Here is an 18,260-nt window from a genome sequence, read left to right on the forward strand (position 1 = left end):
AAGTTTATGGAAGTCATTATAAAATCATTTATCGGGGTTTTCTGTCTCATGCTTTTGACGGTTACGGGAATCGGCATTACGGCGACATCGGTATCAGCGCGAAATGCAAATGCCTTTCTGACTGCCAGTGCCGAAAGGATCGAGGCAGCACATTTTGCAGAGGATGTGATCGAAGCCTGTCAGGCAGATGCAAGAGAAATGGACTATGACCTTAGTGTGGAAGTTTATCGACCGGGGGAAAGTAAGCAGGCAGCCTATGGAAGTATGACGCTGACCTATGACTATGGGATTTCCTTTTTTGATCTGGAAAATACCAGAAGGATTGCGGTGGATTTATGGTAAAGGGGGAACTATATGCAGGAAATTATGCGGGATTATGGGATGGCGCTTTTTTACAGTGTCATCGGCGGCAGTATTTGTGGCGTCTTTCTTTTGGCAATACAGGCATTTTGTATGTAAAGAGAGGAGAAGTGGGATGAAAGAGATTATGGATACTTATGGGGAAATGTTGCTAGCGGTCGTTACGACCGTCATGTTGGGGATCTTGTTCTGGCAAGAGATAAAAAGTCCTTTTGGCATGGGGTTGGCGCTGGCATTAGAGCAGATGTTTGGATAAGGGGAGAATATGACAGAAATTATAAGAAACTATGGTAGGACTATGCTTGCCATGGTGGTAGCAGGGGCTTTGCTGACCTTATTCTTTTGCCTGTCTTTTGCAGGAGAAAAGGGGCTGCCTCGGACACTGGGAAAGCAGATGAAAGAGAAGATGGGACAGGAGACATATGGGATGACAACTTCCGATCAAGCCATCCGAAGGGCAAAAGAAGATTCGGTCCCGACAGCAACCACGCAGACGCTTTTGGTCGGGAAGTCCTATCAGGCAAAGGATATGATCTTAGCAAGGGATGCCAGGGGAGAGGAGGCGTCTTTTTCCATCCTTTGGATCGAGGATACCGACAGCAGGGAAGTGGTAAAAGCGCAGGAAGATGCGGCGGGAGAAGAAAACTATTGCTTTGAGCGTAGCGGCATCTATCGGGCAAAAGTCATGCTTTGGGATGCGCAGGGGGCAAGTCAGAATGGTTGGATCTATCTGCGTGTGGAAGAAGGAGAACAAGGATGAAATATATCGTGTATGGTATCGTTTCTGCGGCGATCTTGTTTCTTTCCGTGCTCATGTTTCTGACCGTCGAAGGAAGGACAGACCATGAAAAGACCTTGGAGGAGGCGGTCAGTCTGGCTTTGGATCAGACCATGCAGGAACAATGGATGCAGGCAGAAAGTATAAAGGATGACGAGGCATGGGCGGATGCTTTTTGCCGGATCTTAAAAGAGAAAATGCAGGGGCTTGGAATCAAAGGGGAGTGTAAGGTGGAGATCTACGGTGTGGATAGCAAAAATGGTCTGCTGTCCGTGGGGGTGACCGAGACCTACCGGCATCCCAATGGAACAGAGGGAACCTGTCAAGTGATAAAAACTGCCCTGTGGGATCAGAAGATGGAAAAAGAAGATCATGAGGTGCGTTTTTATGTGGATGACAGACTGTGGCAGGCATACCGGGTAGAGGATGGAGCAGACTTTATCTTACCGCAGACCCCGGCGGTCGAGGGGCGAAAGTTTTTAGGCTGGTCAAGACAGGCAGATCAGTGGAGCGGGGAAGCATTTCCTGCGCAGGTAAAGGAAACACAGACCTATTATGCGTGTTTTGAGTAAATGAGATCATAGAAAAATGGGGAGGAACCATGAGAAGAAGATTGCGAGAAAAACAGGAAAAACGAAAACAGGGGAAAAGGATTTGTGCTATGTTTTTGCTGGTGCTTACGGTCATATCTGGCGGTGGAAATGTATTGCCGGTTCGGGCAGAGAGCACAGAGGTGGAATTGGTGGAGCACCAGGATGCAGAAAAGTTGGCTTTCGATCGGGAAGATGGGGCGATGTCTAAGACAAACATGGAAGGAATGGTGGCAGAAGCAGACGACCGACAGATAGGATATGACTTAGAGATGGAAGACACAGAAAGCGAGGTGACATACACGGACGAAGAGATGCAAACCGCAGAAAACGAGAAATCGCGCGCGGACATAGATTCGCAAGCCGCGACAGTAGAGGAAGGCACAGGCGCGGAGTTGCAAGACGGGATAAGTATGCCGGAACAGAGCATGTCGGTCACAAGTTATGGCGGTGGCTGGTTCTACGACTATTGGATGTGTTCTTCCTGGACGGATTTTGTCGTGGGCGCATGGTTAAATGGGGCGAAAAAATTTGTCCTCTTGGAGGATATTCCGATAACAGAACGCTGGCTGATCACAGACGGTGCCTGTTTTACCATCAACGGCAACGGACATCAGATGGTCAATTATCTGTCACAGCCGGGACCCATGGTCACGGTGCAGAATGGTGCAACCCTGATCACAGAGGGCAATCTGACACTCAATGGAAACAACCACAGAAATAATGGTGCAGCAGCGGAAGGTGGTTCTTCTGCCGTGGATTGTATCAATGCATCATGGTATGGCAGTGATACGACTATCTGCAATAACTGGAATTATGGCTATATCGGGGTAGACCATCTGGGCGGTGGCACCGGGTTTAATATCGTATCGGAAAATGGCTCGGGCTTCCCGGCAGTCGGCGTCTTTAACAACTGTCGGGCATATAACTGTGATGGTGCAGCATTTTTTGCAAGGAATACGGATGGCAGGGGAGCAACGCTGATCTGCAATAACTGCGTGGCTTATGACTCATCCTGGGGATTTATGGTCACGGATGGCGGAATGTATCTGACAGACTGTTCGGCGCAAGCACCACGCTATGACGGCAGTAAATGGCTCTATGGCGGTGCGGGCATTGCTTATATGGGGCAGGCGAGCGGCAGTGCCAAAGGATGCAGTATGCAGGGGGCAAATTGCGGGCTGTGGCTTAATGCTGCCAATCGCATTGAGATCCGCCAGTGTCATATCAAAGATAGTCTGACCGGCGTTTTGGCTACGGCAAATGAGCCATGGTCTACCTATCTTTTGGATGCCTGCAAGATCTATGGCAATACACATGGGCTGATACATGGCTTTTTCAATCGTCCGACCGGAGAGATAGAAAAAAGCAGTCTGCACAATAATACGACTGCCATCTGCAACAGCGGAAATCTCTCTGTGACCGCCTGTGCCATCTATGATAATGGGACGGGGATCGACAATGTAGATGGGGCATACTGCGCGCAAAAAGATGGCAGGATGGAGAGAAACAACTCGTATGATATTTTGCAAAAAGGAGAATATCATCTATCCGGGGAAACCGCCATCTGCGGCAAGGGGATATGGCTGGCAAAAGACAGGAGCCTAAGACTGTCCGGTGCGCTATCCCAAAATCTTTCAAAGATCTCCCTGACGTTGGAAGAAGAATGCCCGGAGCCGGGGAGGCTTGTCCTTTCCTGCGATTATGATAAGACCCAGAATACGGCAGACCGGATGAAAGAAAAATTTACTCTGACCAATACGCATACAAAGACTTGGAATGCGGGGCAGGGGAAATACCGGTCTGCCATCCTTCGGGCGGGCACAGGATCTAATGCGTCTGTCGGACAGGTCATTGTATCTGAGACATATACGATTGCTTTTGAGGGAAATCTGGACAATCCCCATGTAACATTTTCCCTGCCGGAGCAAAAGCCCCTGTACTGGAAAGAGGAGCAGACCATAAGTGCACCTGCCTTAGCGGTCTTTTATGATGGAAGAGTCTTTACTTCTCTGGAGCAGACCGGGTGGAGGCAGACTGCCAAAACGACAGAGGAATTCTGGCAGATCGGACAGGATAAGGTATTTTCCGCAGAGGCATGCACAAAGGACTATTGTTTTTATGCGAACTATGACGTGATAGCGGATGTTCTCATATGTGGAAACGGTCAGACTGCCGGGGAAGATTATAGGATCCGTGATTGTAAAAAGACGGTTTCTTTACCGGAGAATACCTTTGCGCGCATAGAAGAAAGTCTGGTATGGGATGAAAATTTTGCCGAGAAAGTATTGGAAAGAAAGACCTATGCCCATATGGGCTGGGCAATGCGGGAGGATGCCATTTATAAGGATGCGGATGTGCTTGCTGTCGGCAGCCCGGCAGACTTAAATGCCTGGGGCATGCAGGCTTTGGAAAGTGGAACAGAAAAAGTAGATGTCGACGGCAGATTAGAGCCCTTGACCTTTTACAGTGTCTGGGACAGACCGCCGGAGATCTCTGCAAAAAACCGCTACTGGTCAAAAAATCAAGTCAAGGCAGGTGCGGTGACAAAACAGGAAGTCCTAAGAACAGCCGGAGCAAGTGATGCCGAGGATAGGGAAAATCTGGTACTGGATGTGGAACTGCCGGATGAAAAAACGCTGCTTTCTCTGGGGGAGAAAGGATATGTGACGGCACGCTATAAGGCAGTGGATGGTGCCGGAAACATGACAGAGCGTCTGGTCAAGATGGGCATCACAGAAAGCGGTATTTATCAGGGACAGTATCGGGATGGCAATGCCATTGTACTGCGAAAGATCGACCAGACCTATTATAATAAGAAGACAGAAGAAGCAGGCGGGCTGATGGAGGAGTCGCTTTGGTATGTCGATCCTGCCTGTAAAGAGAAAATCTTACAGACTTTCACGGCACAGGAGGAGGAAGAGCCGGTTTTTTCTTATGAACTGTCTTTATCCGAGTGAAAATACGAGGAATATCCTTGGTATTGCTTGATTTCTAAAAGAAAAAATATATAATAAAATGAAATAACGAGATATTATTATAAGAAAGAAAAAGGAGTGATGTTTTTTGGATACCGTCTCGATACTTCAGTTAGTGATCTTGGTTGTTCTTTTACTTTTATCTGCGTTCTTTTCTTCTGCGGAAACAGCGCTGACAACCGTCAACAAGATCAAAATGAAATCTATGGCAGAAGATGGCGATAAGCGGGCACAGTGTGTGCTCAAGGTAACAGATGATTCGGCAAAGATGCTGTCGGCGATACTGATCGGCAATAATGTAGTCAACCTGTCAGCATCATCACTGGCAACGACACTTGCCATACGCCTGTTGGGCAGTGTGGGCGCAGGGGTAGCAACAGGACTTTTGACCCTGCTGATCCTGATCTTTGGTGAGATCTCGCCGAAGACACTGGCAACACTCAATGCGACCAAGATATCTTTGTCTTATGCAAAGATCATTTGGGGCTTAATGGTGATTTTGACACCGGTGATCTTTTTAACCAACAAGTTATCTTTGGCATTTTTACGTCTGCTTCGCGTAGATCCCAACCAGAATGAGGGAGCCATTACCGAGGAAGAATTGCGCATCATGGTAGATGCCAGCCATGAGAGTGGCGAGATTGAGGGAGAAGAACGAGAGTATATCCATAACATCTTTGATTTTACGGATGCGACCGCCAAGGAGATCATGATACCCCGTATTGATATGACCATGGTCAATGTGAACTGGTCCTATGACAAATTAGTGGAAACTTTTAAAGAGGATATGTTCACGCGACTGCCGGTCTATGAGGGAGACACGGACAATATCATCGGTCTGATCAATATGAAGGATATGATCCTAGCACCGCGCGGAGAGGATTTTTCCATCCGTGATTATCTGCGAAAAGTATATTTTACCTATGAACAGAAGAATACCTCGGAATTGTTTGAGGAGATGCGAAAGGAGCGCTTAAGCCTTGCAATCGTGCTGGATGAATACGGTGCAGTGGCAGGACTTGTGACCCTAGAAGACCTCCTGGAAGAATTGGTGGGCGAAATCCGTGATGAATTTGACGGAAATGAGGAAGACGATCTCATCCGGATCAGCGACAGGGAGTATGATGTCCTTGGTTCTATGAATCTGGAAGATCTGTGTGATGAACTGCACCTTGCCTTTACCTCAGAAGATTATGATACCATCGGTGGTTATCTGACCGGGCTTTTCGATCATTTCCCACAAAAGGGAGAAGTCTATGTGACCGGGGATGGTGTGATGCTTCGGGTAGAGGGCGTGGATAAGAAGCGTATCACCAAAGTGCATATCAAACTGCCAAAGTCGGACGAGGAAAAAGCAGAAGAAGTATAGAAAACATAAAATGAGAAAAGAAATGCCAGAACCGGATCAAAACAGGTTCTGGCATTTTTATTACTTCCCGATATAGTCATCCGTGACGATCAATGTCTCATAGCCGTCATTTTGCAGTTTTCTCTGCAGGGCAACGGCTTCGTCCAAGTTATCGACAGGGCCGACCCAGATGGCGATCAGTCCGCCGATGCGTTTCCAGACTGCGGAATATCCCTGCCCCTTTAATTGCTCCATCAGGTAGACCGCATTCTCCGGATAGCGGAAAAGACCAACCTGCACATAATACCACATACGAGGCATTGGTTTTTCTTCCGGCATAGGCAGTGGTTCACAGGGCGCATCGGCAAGCTGCCGGCGCATGTCAGCCACCGGATCGGACGGACTGGCTTCCGGTGCGATGGATCGTGCCTTTTCCACAGGTGCAGAGGCTGCCTCCACAGGAGCATGTTGCGCATCTGCACTCATTTGGTTTGTTTTGCCGGAAGTCGTCTGAGAAGCATCAGAAGTGGTCTGCGGTATAGGGGGAACCTGCTCTGTAGAAGCCGTCGGGGCATGTGTCGTCCGCAGTGGCAGAGCAGCCATCACACCATCTGCAATGGCGCGGGCAATAGCATCAAAATTCTCATCGAAAAGTCGGTTGTCCTCTTTGGAATTGATAAAGCCGACTTCTAAGAGAACAGCAGGCATGGAAGTGCGGCGGAGCACAACGAGTTCCTTGCGGGATTCAATGCCCAGATTTTTAAATCCGATCTCCTCCAAGTTTTCATTGACATTTTTGGCAACGCGGAGCGCCAGAGGATTTTTATCATATACAAGGGCTTGCACACCCTGATAGAGATCTGGAGTTTCGGCAAAATTACGATGGAAGGATAAAAACAGATCCCCACCCGCAGAGTTTGCGATCTGCGCTTTGTCGTAAGGTGAATCGTAACGATCGTCTGTGCGTGTGTAGATGATCTGATATCCTGCGTTTTGTAATTCCTGACCTACTGCCAGGGCTAATCTCAAGTTGTCATCTTTTTCTTTTCTGTTTTCATAGACGGCACCGGGGTCGAAACCGCCATGGCCCGGATCTATAATGATGGTCTTTGACATGAGAAAACCTTTGCATATGTTTTTAATAGCCTATGCGAATACAAATAAAATGTGAACCATTCTATACAAAAAACTATAGTTTTGGTATGATAAATGGAGTGAAAAAAGATGAAATGCAAGATAAAAGGAAGTTTTTTAAAATGTGTAAAGAATGCAAAAATGTCATAAAACGTCTGGCGGGGGCAACCCTTGGTCTGACTTTGTGTCTGGGGCTTTTGAGTGCATGTGGCAGCAAGACGACACAGCAGATGGAAGAAAAGAAAGAGGCAGGCATTACTGCCATGCAGTCGGCAGATTACAAGACAGCGGTAGAATCCTTTGATGCGGCATTGCAGTTATCCGGTGCAAAAGTGGATGCGAATGTCGTGGATATCTGTTTTTATAAGGCGGCAGCAGAGTATGCACAGGGCAATCTAAAGGAAACCATAGCCGTCTATGACTCGATTGTTGATTATGATGAGACCGATTATCGTCCCTGCTTTTTACGGGGCAGCGTTTATCTGAACGAGGGAGAGAAGGAAAAGGCAATCAAAGACTATGAAGAAGCGGTCAAGCGCGCCGGCAGCAATTACGAATTATATATTTTGATCAGCCAGAATCTGAAAGCCTCCGGGATGGAAGATGAGGGCGATAATTTCTTGGATGAGGCACTGGCTCTGGAAGGAAAAAGCGGTGAGGACTATCTGGGCAAAGGACGGATCTATCTGGAACAGGGAGACTATAAGCAGGCGATCGAATATTTGCAGACGGCAGTAGAGAAGAAGGCGTCAGACGCTAAGGTCTATCTGGCAGAGACTTATGAGGCATCCGGGGACAGCGACAGCGCATCCAAACTTTTAGCAGAGTATGTCAAGGAAGAAAAGCCTTCGGCAGAGGCACTGGCACTTCTTGGTAATATGGAGATCAAGGCGGGCAATTATGACAAGGCATTGGAGTATTATCAGGAAGGCATCAAAAAAGAAGATGATACCGCGATGCAGGATCTGCTCAAGGGGGAGATCGTAGCACTGGAATACACAGGCGATTTTAGCAGTGCCAAGGAGAAGATGACAGAATATCTGGCAAAATATCCGACGGATCAGGCAGCCTTAAGAGAGCAGACTTTTCTACAAACTAGATAAAATTTTTGCATTGATTTATTAAATGCAAAATGAATAAGTGACAAAATACCCCATGAAATCGGCTTTTCATGGGGATTTTTTGTATTTGTCGTCAAAATGACGAAAATACTATATATAGTGAAATGATATTGACCCATGCACCATATTTTGATAGAATTTATACATAAATAGCGTTTGAACGAGAAACATGTCGCTTACATGTATGGAGTTTGGAGAACCAAGGGATTTTGAAAGGTGGATTAGGAAATGTTTGAAGTTGTGAAAAGGGATGGACAAGTAACAGAGTTCAACTTGGGGAAGATCAATGATGCGATCGCCAAGGCATTTGATGCGACACAGATGTCTTATAATGATGATATCATTGGTTTATTGTCTTTGCGCGTATCTGCGCATTTTCAGGATAAGATCAAGGACGGAAAGGTATCGGTAGAGGCGATCCAGGACAGTGTTGAGACCGTTTTGGAGCAGACCGGTTATACCGAGGTCGCTAAGGCATATATCCTGTATCGTAAGCAGCGTGAAAAGATGCGTAATATGAAGTCTACGATCTTAGACTACAAGGACGTTATCAATAGTTATGTAAAGGTGGAAGACTGGCGTGTAAAGGAAAATTCTACCGTTACTTATTCTGTAGGAGGTCTGATCTTAAGCAATTCCGGCGCAGTGACGGCAAATTACTGGCTTTCCGAGATCTATGATGAGGAGATCGCAGAGGCACACCGCAATGCGGACATCCACATCCATGATCTGTCTATGTTGACCGGTTATTGTGCAGGCTGGTCTTTGAAGCAGTTGATTCAGGAAGGCCTGGGCGGTATTTCCGGCAAGATCACATCTGCTCCGGCAGCACATTTATCCGTGCTTTGCAATCAGATGGTAAACTTCCTCGGCATCATGCAGAACGAATGGGCAGGAGCACAGGCTTTCTCTTCTTTTGACACCTATCTGGCACCATTCGTAAAGGTAGACAATCTGACCTACCGCGAAGTGAAAAAATGTATCGAAGCATTTATTTACGGAGTAAATACACCGAGCCGTTGGGGAACACAGGCACCATTCTCCAACATTACTTTGGACTGGACCGTTCCGGCAGATCTTGCAGAATTACCTGCTATCGTCGGCGGCAAGGAAATGGACTTTAAGTACAAGGACTGCAAGAAGGAAATGGATATGGTCAACCGTGCATTCCTTGAGATCATGATCGAGGGCGATGCCAATGGTCGTGGATTCCAGTATCCGATCCCTACTTATTCTATTACAAGAGATTTTGACTGGTCTGATACCGAGAACAACAGACTACTCTTTGAAATGACCGCAAAATACGGTACACCGTATTTTTCAAATTATATCAACAGTGACATGGAGCCGAGCGATGTGCGTTCTATGTGCTGTAGGTTGCGTCTGGACTTGAGAGAACTCCGCAAGAAATCCGGTGGTTTCTTTGGCTCAGGTGAAAGTACCGGATCTGTTGGCGTTGTTACGATCAACATGCCGCGTATCGCATATCTGGCAAAGGACGAGGCAGACTTTTATGCAAGACTGGATCATATGATGGATATTGCCGCAAGATCCTTAAAGATCAAGCGTGGTGTCATCACCAAACTTTTAAATGAAGGTCTTTATCCATATACCAAGCGTTATCTGGGAACCTTTGACAACCATTTTTCAACGATCGGTCTGATTGGTATGAACGAAGTGGGACTCAATGCAAAGTGGCTTGGCATGGATCTGACACATGAAGAGACACAGCAGTTTACCAAGGACGTCCTCAACCATATGCGCGAGCGCCTGTCTGATTACCAGGAAGAATACGGTGATCTTTACAATCTGGAGGCAACACCGGCTGAGTCTACGACTTATCGTCTGGCAAAGCATGATGTTGCACAGTTCCCGGATATCAAGACGGCAGGCAAGGAAGGAGATACACCTTTCTATACCAACAGTTCACACTTGCCGGTAGAATACACATCCGACATTTTTGACGCATTGGATATTCAGGATGACTTGCAGACCCTTTACACTTCAGGAACCGTATTCCATGCATTCCTGGGTGAAAAGTTAGACACATGGGAGTCAGCGGCAAAACTGGTTCGCACTATCGCAGAAAATTACAAGTTGCCGTATTACACCTTGTCTCCGACCTATTCTGTATGTAAGGAGCATGGATATATCGCAGGCGAGCATTTTACCTGCCCGCATTGTGGAGCAAAGGCAGAAGTATATTCCCGTATCACAGGCTACTATCGTCCGGTACAGAACTGGAACGAGGGTAAGACCCAGGAATACAAGAACAGAAAGTTATATGACATCAAGAAGTCTGTTTTGAAAAAGCCGGCAAAGAGTTTGGTGACAATCACGGAAGATGATGTCAAGATCCAGCCTTTGCATAGTGTAAAATATCTCTTTACCACAAAGACTTGTCCAAACTGCGCCATGGCAAAGGAGATCTTAAAGGATCAGGAATACGTTGTGATCGACGCAGAGGAAAATGTGGAACTGACACAGCAGTATGGTGTTATGCAGGCACCGACGCTTGTTGTGGTAGACGGAGAACATACCAAGAAATATGTGAACGCATCCAACATTCAAAAGTTTGTGGATGAGACACTGGTACAACAATAGCATTTGAGGGGCGAAGGCATAACCTTTCGTCCCTTCTTTTTGAAAAAGACCAAAGGGGACAATCCTTGTGGCAAAAGGAACGTCCCTGTGAACAGGAGTGAAAGATGGGAATTTTAATCAAAAACGGACACATTTTAAATCCACCGACAGGAACGGATGAGGTCATGGATCTTTATGTGGAAGGAGATCGCGTGACAAAGATGCAAAAGGATCTGGCGGCAGGAGCGGACGATCAGGTGATCGACGCCAGCGGCTGCTATGTTTTTCCGGGATTTATCGATCTGCATGTGCATCTGCGCGACCCGGGACTTACCGCAAAAGAAGACATTGAGACCGGATCGCGGGCAGCAGCACATGGGGGATATACCACGATCGTTGCCATGCCAAATACCAAGCCGGTCGCCGATTGCCCGGAAGTCATCCACTATGTGCATGATAAGGCAGCAGAGGTTGGGCTGACCCATGTATTGCAGGTGGGTTCTGTGACAAAAGGCATGGAGGGTAAGGAATTGTCAGACCTATCCGGCATGATAAAAGCCGGTATCCCGGCAATCTCCGAGGACGGCAAGAGCGTTATGGATTCGGGACTTTACCGGGAAGCCATGAAGATCGTAGCAAAGGCAGACATCCCGGTACTGGCACATTGCGAGGACATCAATCTGGTGCAGGGCGGTGTCATCAATCAAGGAAATAAGTCAAAGGAACTTGGCGTATCCGGTATTTCCAATGCCGTAGAGAACGTGATCGTAGCCCGTGACATCATGCTGGCGGAGGAGACCGGTGCAAGACTCCACCTTTGTCACTGCTCTACCAAGGAATCGGTAGAACTGGTGCGTGATGCCAAGAAAAAGGGTATCAAGGTCAGCGGTGAAGTATGTCCGCATCATTTTACACTGACGGAAGATGATATTGTGGAAGGGGATGCCAATTATAAGATGAACCCGCCACTGCGTACCAAGGCGGATGTGGATGCCTTAAAGGCAGGTCTGCGCGACGACATTATGGAAGTGATCTCTACCGACCATGCACCGCATACGGCAGAGGAAAAGGCAAAAGATCTAAAGAGCGCACCGTTTGGCATCGTAGGTATGGAGACGGCGGCAGCACTTACCTTTACCGAACTTGTAAAAACAGGTTATCTGACCCCGATGGGTATGGCAGAGAAAATGAGTACCAACCCGGCGCGTATCCTTGGCATTAACAAGGGAGATATCAGCGTAGGACACCTTGCAGATATCACGATCTTTGATCCAAAGGATACTTACGAAATCAATGCAGCAGAATTTGCCAGCAAGGGAAAGAATATGCCGTTTGAGGGAAGAAAAGTGACCGGTCGTGTGGTTGGTACGATTTTGGATGGACGTATTGTTTATCAGAAGTAACTGGGGTATCATAGGAAAAGAATAAAAAGAGTGAGGATAGAGATATGATCAACAAGTTAAATGAAAAAATTAAAAAGACAGGCGCACCGATCGTGGTCGGCTTAGACCCTATGCTTTCTTATCTGCCAACGCACCTGCTGGATGCAGCCGTGGCAGAAAAGGGTGAGTCTTTAGAGGCAGTGGCAGATGCCATTTTTGCATACAACAAGGCAATCATAGATGCAACCTATGATCTGATCCCTGCGGTAAAGCCACAGATCGCTATGTACGAGCAGTTCGGACTGCCGGGGCTTGCAGCTTTTAAAAAGACCGTAGACTACTGCCACGAAAAGGATCTGGTCGTGATCGGTGATGTAAAACGTGGAGATATCGGTTCCACATCCGCAGCCTATGCGACAGCGCATTTGGGTCAAGTCGCCGTAGGAAGTAAGGTGCTGACACCATTTGATGAGGACTTTGCGACTGTCAATCCATATTTGGGCAGTGATGGCATTGAGCCGTTTGTCAAAGTCTGCAAAGAGGAGAAAAAGGGAATCTTTGTATTGGTCAAGACCTCCAATCCGTCCAGTGGAGAATTTCAGGATCGCGTGATCACGGATGATGAGGGCAAGCAGAGACCTCTATATGAATTTGTCGGACAGATGGTTGATAAATGGGGTAGCGACTGCATGGGTGATGACTACAGTTATGTCGGTGCTGTTGTAGGAGCCACCTATCCGGAAATGGGAAAGGTATTGCGTGAATTGATGCCAAAGTCTTATATCCTGGTTCCGGGATATGGCGCACAGGGCGGCAAGGGTGCAGATCTGGTACATTTCTTTGACAAGGATGGTCTGGGCGCTATCGTCAATTCCTCCCGTGGTATCATCGCAGCCTATAAGCAGGAACAGTATCAGGCAAAGGGCATTACGGAAGAGAATTTTGCAGATGCGAGTCGTATGGCGGTTGAAGCCATGATTGCGGATATTAAGTCAGCATTAAATTAACAAGGAGTACATGTTATGGCAAAGATTCAGGAAATGGCAACCGTATTAGAACAGACCATATTGGCAGAAAGTGTCTACAGTATGTGGCTGGCGACCAATGTTGCAAAGGAAGCGGCAGCGGGACAGTTCGTATCCCTTTATTGTGGGGAAGGAAGCCGCCTCTTACCGAGACCGATCAGCATTTGTCAGATCGATACCGACAGAAACGCCATTCGTTTGGTCTACCGGCTGGCAGGAAAAGGAACAAAAGAATTTTCCAAACTGCAGACAGACGAACAGGTCAGGATTCTGGGACCTTTGGGAAATGGCTTTCCACTCGAAGGTCAGCATCCAATCGTAATCGGTGGCGGTATCGGCGTGCCTCCGATGTTAGAATTAGCAAAACAATTAAAACAGGATTCAACAATCGTTCTGGGCTATCGGGATGATCAGTTGTTTTTAAAAGAGCAATTTGAATCATACGGACAGGTGGAGATCGCAACGGATGATGGCTCGGTTGGGCTACACGGTACGGTCGTGGATGTCTTACGGCAAAAGAATGTGACTGGGGATGTCATCTATGCTTGCGGTCCAAAGCCTATGCTTGCTGCCGTTAAGAAGTTTGCGGAAGAAAAGGGCATCAAGTGCTATATTTCTATGGAAGAACGGATGGCTTGCGGCATTGGTGCATGTCTGGGCTGTGTCTGCCAGACCAAGGAAGTAGATGCACATTCTCATGTGCATAATGCAAGGGTCTGCAAGGATGGTCCGGTATTTCTGGCTGAGGAGGTGGAACTCTAATGAATACACAGGTAAATTTAGCAGGGGTAACCTTAAAAAATCCAGTCATGGTGGCATCAGGAACCTTTGGATCCGGAGCCGAATATAGTGAGTTCGTAGATCTGAACCGTCTGGGTGCGGTCGTGACAAAGGGCGTGGCAAATGTGCCGTGGCCGGGCAATGCGACACCGCGTGTGGCGGAAGTGCGCAGCGGTATGCTCAATGCCATCGGACTGCAAAATCCGGGCATTGATGTTTTCTGCCAGAGAGATCTGCCTTTTTTGGAAGGCTATGATACCAAGGTGATCGTTAATGTCTGTGGAAAGACTACGGCAGATTATCTGGAGGTTGTGGAATGTCTGGGACAGGAAAAGCGTGTGGATATGTTGGAAATCAATATTTCCTGCCCGAACGTCAAAGAAGGCGGTATTGCTTTTGGACAGGATCCAAAGGCGGTAGAGGCGATCACCAAAGAAGTGAAAAAGCATGCAAAACAGCCGGTTATTATGAAACTCAGCCCGAATGTAACAGACATTACGGAGATGGCACGCGCGGCAGAAGCAGGCGGTGCAGATGTCCTTTCTTTGATCAATACCCTGACCGGTATGAAGATCGATATCAATCGCCAGACTTTTGCATTGGCAAATAAGACAGGCGGTATGTCCGGACCGGCAGTGCATCCGATCGCGGTACGCATGGTCTATCAGGTGGCACAGGCAGTGAAACTTCCGATCATTGGTATGGGTGGTATTGAAAATGCCGAGGATGCGATCGAGATGATCTTAGCAGGTGCTACAGCGGTATCGGTAGGAACCGCCAATTTCTATAACCCGATGGCAACCCTTGAGATCGCAGATGGCATCGAAGATTATATGAAACGTATGCATGTGGAAAATGTGCAGGATCTGATCGGAGCGGTACATTAAGGAGCGGGTATGGATCGTTTTTTTAATAAAAAAGTAGCAATGCAGTCTGCACGCATCCTTAGTTTTTCCCTGCTCATTATTCATACATGGTTTATTTTCTATTTCCATGCCTTAGACGTCGTGGAAATGCGAAACCTGAATTTTTTGAGTGTATTGATCTATATTATCAGTTTCTGGATCATCCAAAAAGAAAAGATAGATTGGTTTATCAGCATTGTAGGGATCGAAGTCATGGTACACATGATCTTTGCAGCTTATTTTGTGGGGACGGATTGTGGACTACAGATCACTTTGCTTGGCATGCCAATCGTCTTTTTCTATACAGATTATTTCTCGCTGAAATTGCGTGGACGCAGTGCGCACGGGATCCTTTACAGTGTAATATATATGATAAGTTATATCTGCATTGAATTTATAGACAGATATCACAAGGCGGTTTATGTCTTGCCGGAATGGGTAAACTTTTACACAAAATTATCTATTTTGATCTTAGCCTTTGTCATTCCGATCATTTTAGCCTATGTCATGACGCGCTACTCTTATTCTATGGAAAAGAATTTGCGTCAGTTAGCACAGACAGATGCAATGACCGGGCTTTTGGATCGCTATGGCATGCAGGATGTCGTCCGGGCAGCAATAAAAGGCGAGAATGCCACAGAATGTTGGATCGCTGTATTGGAACTGGATAATTACGAGTGGATCCGTCAGACCTATGGGCATGTGGCGGCAGATCAGGCGCTGATCGAAATTGCAAATTGCATGCAGAGACGGATGCCGGATTGCACCTGCGCCAGATGGGATAGCAATGAATTTACCATCGGCGGAAAAAATGTTTCAGAAAGCAGAGAAAAACTGGACCACTTGCTTGAAAAAATCCAGCAGATACAGGTGTTGGATATGACCGAGGAGTGCTTACTGCAGGTGTCCGGAGGCGTGGCTGTCTATGAAGATAGCATGGAGATGCAGGATTGGTTTGAGAGAGCAGAGCAAAAGTTACAACTTGCCAGATACAACGGTGGAAATCAGGTGATTATGTGATGGATGAAAAGAAAATATGCGTGCGAGAGGCTAGGGTTTCGGATGCAGAGGCCTTGTGTGAAATTTATGCTTATTATGTGAAGAATACGGCGATCACCTTTGAAACAGAAGTCCCTTCAGTGGCAGAGTTTACTGACCGGATCTGTAGTATTCAAGCGTGGTATCCCTATCTGGTCGCTGAGTGTAATGGTCAGATTCTTGGGTATGCCTATGCCCACCGCTATCATGAAAGAGCTGCTTTTGCCTGGGATGTGGAGGTGTCTATTTATATCCATCAGGAAGCAAGGCGCGGTGGATTGGGTCGTATTTTGTATGAAGCACTGGAAGCGGCTTTGAAAAAGCAGGGAGTGGTCAATTGTTACGCGCTGGTCGCAGAGCCTGAGACAGAAGATGACTACCTGACCTTTGATAGTCTGAAATTCCATCAGAAAATGGGTTATCACATTGCTGGAACCCAGCATTACAGCGGATATAAATTTGACCGCTGGTATCACATGACAACACTGGAAAAGTTCTTAGGAGAACATAAAAAGGGGATGACAGAGATCAAGCCCTACCGGACTGTGGAGTGAAAGAGAATAGAATAGGAATTTTTGGGACACAATCGACGCATGATTGTGTCCGTTTTTTGTCCTGCTATTTATGGTAAAGTGAACGTGATTTAATAGAGGAAATCGAGAAGCAATCGAAAGGACGGTTTTGGGAATATGTTTATAAGAGAAAAGAAAGCAGAGAGATACGAGCAGATGAGACAAGGCGCCTCCAAAAAAGAAATCCTTGAAGGCAGTAGGGGCAGAAGGAGACTGTGATTACTTTTCCTAAAAGTGTCCTCTCTTGCAAAAAAGAAAACCATTTTTGTCTATTGTCAAAAAAATATCAAACTCACTTGTAAAACCTTAGGATTGCGTTAAAATGTAGAAAAAGACAGTTCGGAAGAATTGGGTATTTTAACAAAATTAGGAGGTTTTTTATTATGGCAAACAGATTTGTGTTGAACGAGACATCTTATCATGGTGCAGGAGCAATCGCAGAGATTGCAACAGAAACATTGGGAAGGGGATTTCAGAAAGCATTTGTATGCTCAGATCCTGATCTGGTAAAGTTCGGTGTAACCAAGAAAGTGCTTGACGTACTGGATGAGGCAAAGATCGCTTATGAACTCTACTCAAACATCAAACCAAACCCAACGGTTGAGAATGTAAAGACCGGTGTGGAAGCATTCAAGGCATCCGGCGCTGATTATATCGTTGCCATCGGTGGCGGATCTTCCATGGATACAGCGAAGGCAATCGGTATCATCATTAAGAACCCGGAATTCGCAGATGTTGTAAGTCTTGAAGGCGTTGCACCTACAAAGAATAAATGTGTTCCTATTTTTGCAGTGCCAACAACTGCAGGAACCGCAGCAGAGGTTACCATCAACTATGTTATCACAGATGCAGAGAAAAACCGTAAGATGGTATGTGTAGACCCTAAGGATATTCCGGTTGTTGCCTTTGTAGATCCTGAGATGATGGCAAGTATGCCAAAGGGACTTACCGCTGCAACCGGTATGGATGCACTGACACATGCGATCGAGGGATATATTACAGCAGGCGCATGGGAGTTGTCCGATATGTTCCACTTAAAGGCAATCGAGATTATCTCAAGATCTCTCCGTGCTGCTGTTGAGAACACACCGGAAGGCAGAGCAGATATGGCTTTGGGACAGTATGTTGCCGGTATGGGATTTTCTAATGTAGGTCTTGGTATTGTTCACTCTATGGCGCATCCTTTGGGCGCACTTTACGATACACCACATGGTGTGGCAAATGCTATTATCCTGCCAACAGGTATGGAGTACAATGCACCGGTTTCCGGCGAAAAGTATCGTGAGATTGCCCGCGCTATGGGGGTAGAAGGTGTTGACGATATGACACAGGAAGAGTACAGAAAGGCTGCTATTGATGCTGTCAAGAAGTTGTCAGCAGATGTTGGTATCCCGGCAGACTTAAAGGATATTGTAAAGAGGGAAGATATTCCATTCCTGGCACAGTCAGCATATGATGATGCATGCAGACCGGGTAACCCAAGAGAGACAAGCGTAGAGGAGATCACAAAACTTTATGAATCACTTCTCTAGTCTGTAACTAGTTTGTAACACCGCAAAGGGTACACTCATCTTAGTATAGGATGAGTGTACTTTTTTGGAATTATAGCCCGATTGGTTCACAAAGAGCCAATCGGTTTTGGGTTTAGCAAACGTTTTTTCACATA

The 18,260-nt window shown here is 46.7% G+C and carries 16 protein-coding genes; 15 read left to right on the plus strand and 1 reads right to left on the minus strand.

Annotated features, from left to right (window positions below):
• Positions 1–6 precede the first annotated feature (6 nt).
• From DW183_RS04110 to DW183_RS04130, 6 genes are all read left to right on the plus strand, one after another.
• Positions 7–342, plus strand: a complete 336-nt coding sequence (locus DW183_RS04110) for a hypothetical protein (RefSeq protein ID WP_118280751.1) — start codon at positions 7–9, stop codon at positions 340–342.
• Between the two features lie 133 nt (positions 343–475).
• Entirely contained in the window at positions 476–616 is a 141-nt protein-coding gene (locus tag DW183_RS12415) for a hypothetical protein (RefSeq protein WP_158573012.1), read from the plus strand.
• Between the two features lie 9 nt (positions 617–625).
• Positions 626–1,120: a hypothetical protein gene (locus DW183_RS04115; RefSeq protein WP_118280752.1), complete on the plus strand. Its 495-nt coding sequence runs from the start codon at positions 626–628 to the stop codon at positions 1,118–1,120.
• Complete coding sequence (locus DW183_RS04120) at positions 1,117–1,710, plus strand: hypothetical protein (RefSeq protein WP_118280753.1); 594 nt, start codon at positions 1,117–1,119, stop codon at positions 1,708–1,710. Before DW183_RS04115 ends, DW183_RS04120 begins: the two co-directional genes overlap by 4 nt.
• Before the next feature lie 29 nt (positions 1,711–1,739).
• Entirely contained in the window at positions 1,740–4,688 is a 2,949-nt protein-coding gene (locus DW183_RS04125; protein ID WP_118280754.1) for a right-handed parallel beta-helix repeat-containing protein, read from the plus strand.
• Positions 4,689–4,794: 106 nt separating this feature from the next.
• Entirely contained in the window at positions 4,795–6,075 is a 1,281-nt protein-coding gene (locus DW183_RS04130) for an HlyC/CorC family transporter (RefSeq protein ID WP_118280755.1), read from the plus strand.
• Between the two features lie 60 nt (positions 6,076–6,135).
• Here DW183_RS04130 and DW183_RS04135 read toward each other — a convergent pair whose 3' ends face one another.
• The gene (locus DW183_RS04135; RefSeq protein ID WP_118280756.1) at positions 6,136–7,170 is read right to left on the minus strand and encodes an N-acetylmuramoyl-L-alanine amidase; all 1,035 of its coding nucleotides are present in this window, start codon (positions 7,168–7,170) and stop codon (positions 6,136–6,138) included.
• Between the two features lie 140 nt (positions 7,171–7,310).
• Between DW183_RS04135 and DW183_RS04140 the strand changes: the two genes are divergently transcribed.
• From DW183_RS04140 to fucO, 9 genes are all read left to right on the plus strand, one after another.
• Positions 7,311–8,291 (plus strand): tetratricopeptide repeat protein, encoded by a 981-nt coding sequence (locus DW183_RS04140; RefSeq protein WP_158573013.1) that lies wholly within the window; start codon positions 7,311–7,313, stop codon positions 8,289–8,291.
• 246 nt (positions 8,292–8,537) lie between these two features.
• Positions 8,538–10,913, plus strand: coding sequence for a ribonucleoside triphosphate reductase (locus DW183_RS04145; protein ID WP_118280758.1), 2,376 nt, complete (start codon positions 8,538–8,540; stop codon positions 10,911–10,913).
• A 104-nt stretch (positions 10,914–11,017) separates the two neighbouring features.
• Positions 11,018–12,295 carry a dihydroorotase gene (locus tag DW183_RS04150; protein ID WP_118280759.1) on the plus strand — a complete coding sequence of 426 codons (1,278 nt, stop codon included), beginning with the start codon at positions 11,018–11,020 and terminating at the stop codon, positions 12,293–12,295.
• A gap of 44 nt (positions 12,296–12,339) precedes the next feature.
• Positions 12,340–13,281, plus strand: a complete 942-nt coding sequence (pyrF, locus tag DW183_RS04155) for an orotidine-5'-phosphate decarboxylase (protein ID WP_118280760.1) — start codon at positions 12,340–12,342, stop codon at positions 13,279–13,281.
• Between the two features lie 15 nt (positions 13,282–13,296).
• Entirely contained in the window at positions 13,297–14,061 is a 765-nt protein-coding gene (locus DW183_RS04160) for a dihydroorotate dehydrogenase electron transfer subunit (protein ID WP_118280761.1), read from the plus strand.
• Positions 14,061–14,966 (plus strand): dihydroorotate dehydrogenase, encoded by a 906-nt coding sequence (locus DW183_RS04165; protein ID WP_118280762.1) that lies wholly within the window; start codon positions 14,061–14,063, stop codon positions 14,964–14,966. The genes DW183_RS04160 and DW183_RS04165 overlap by 1 nt, the downstream gene beginning before the upstream one ends.
• Positions 14,967–14,975: 9 nt before the next feature.
• Entirely contained in the window at positions 14,976–16,004 is a 1,029-nt protein-coding gene (locus tag DW183_RS04170; protein ID WP_118280763.1) for a GGDEF domain-containing protein, read from the plus strand.
• Entirely contained in the window at positions 16,004–16,576 is a 573-nt protein-coding gene (locus tag DW183_RS04175) for a GNAT family N-acetyltransferase (protein WP_118280764.1), read from the plus strand. Before DW183_RS04170 ends, DW183_RS04175 begins: the two co-directional genes overlap by 1 nt.
• 401 nt (positions 16,577–16,977) lie before the next feature.
• The gene (gene fucO, locus DW183_RS04180; RefSeq protein ID WP_118280765.1) at positions 16,978–18,126 is read left to right on the plus strand and encodes a lactaldehyde reductase; all 1,149 of its coding nucleotides are present in this window, start codon (positions 16,978–16,980) and stop codon (positions 18,124–18,126) included.
• The last annotated feature ends 134 nt before the right edge of the window (positions 18,127–18,260 follow it).

Source organism: Roseburia sp. AM16-25 (assembly GCF_003473825.1).
Classification (GTDB): domain Bacteria; phylum Bacillota; class Clostridia; order Lachnospirales; family Lachnospiraceae; genus Pararoseburia; species Pararoseburia lenta.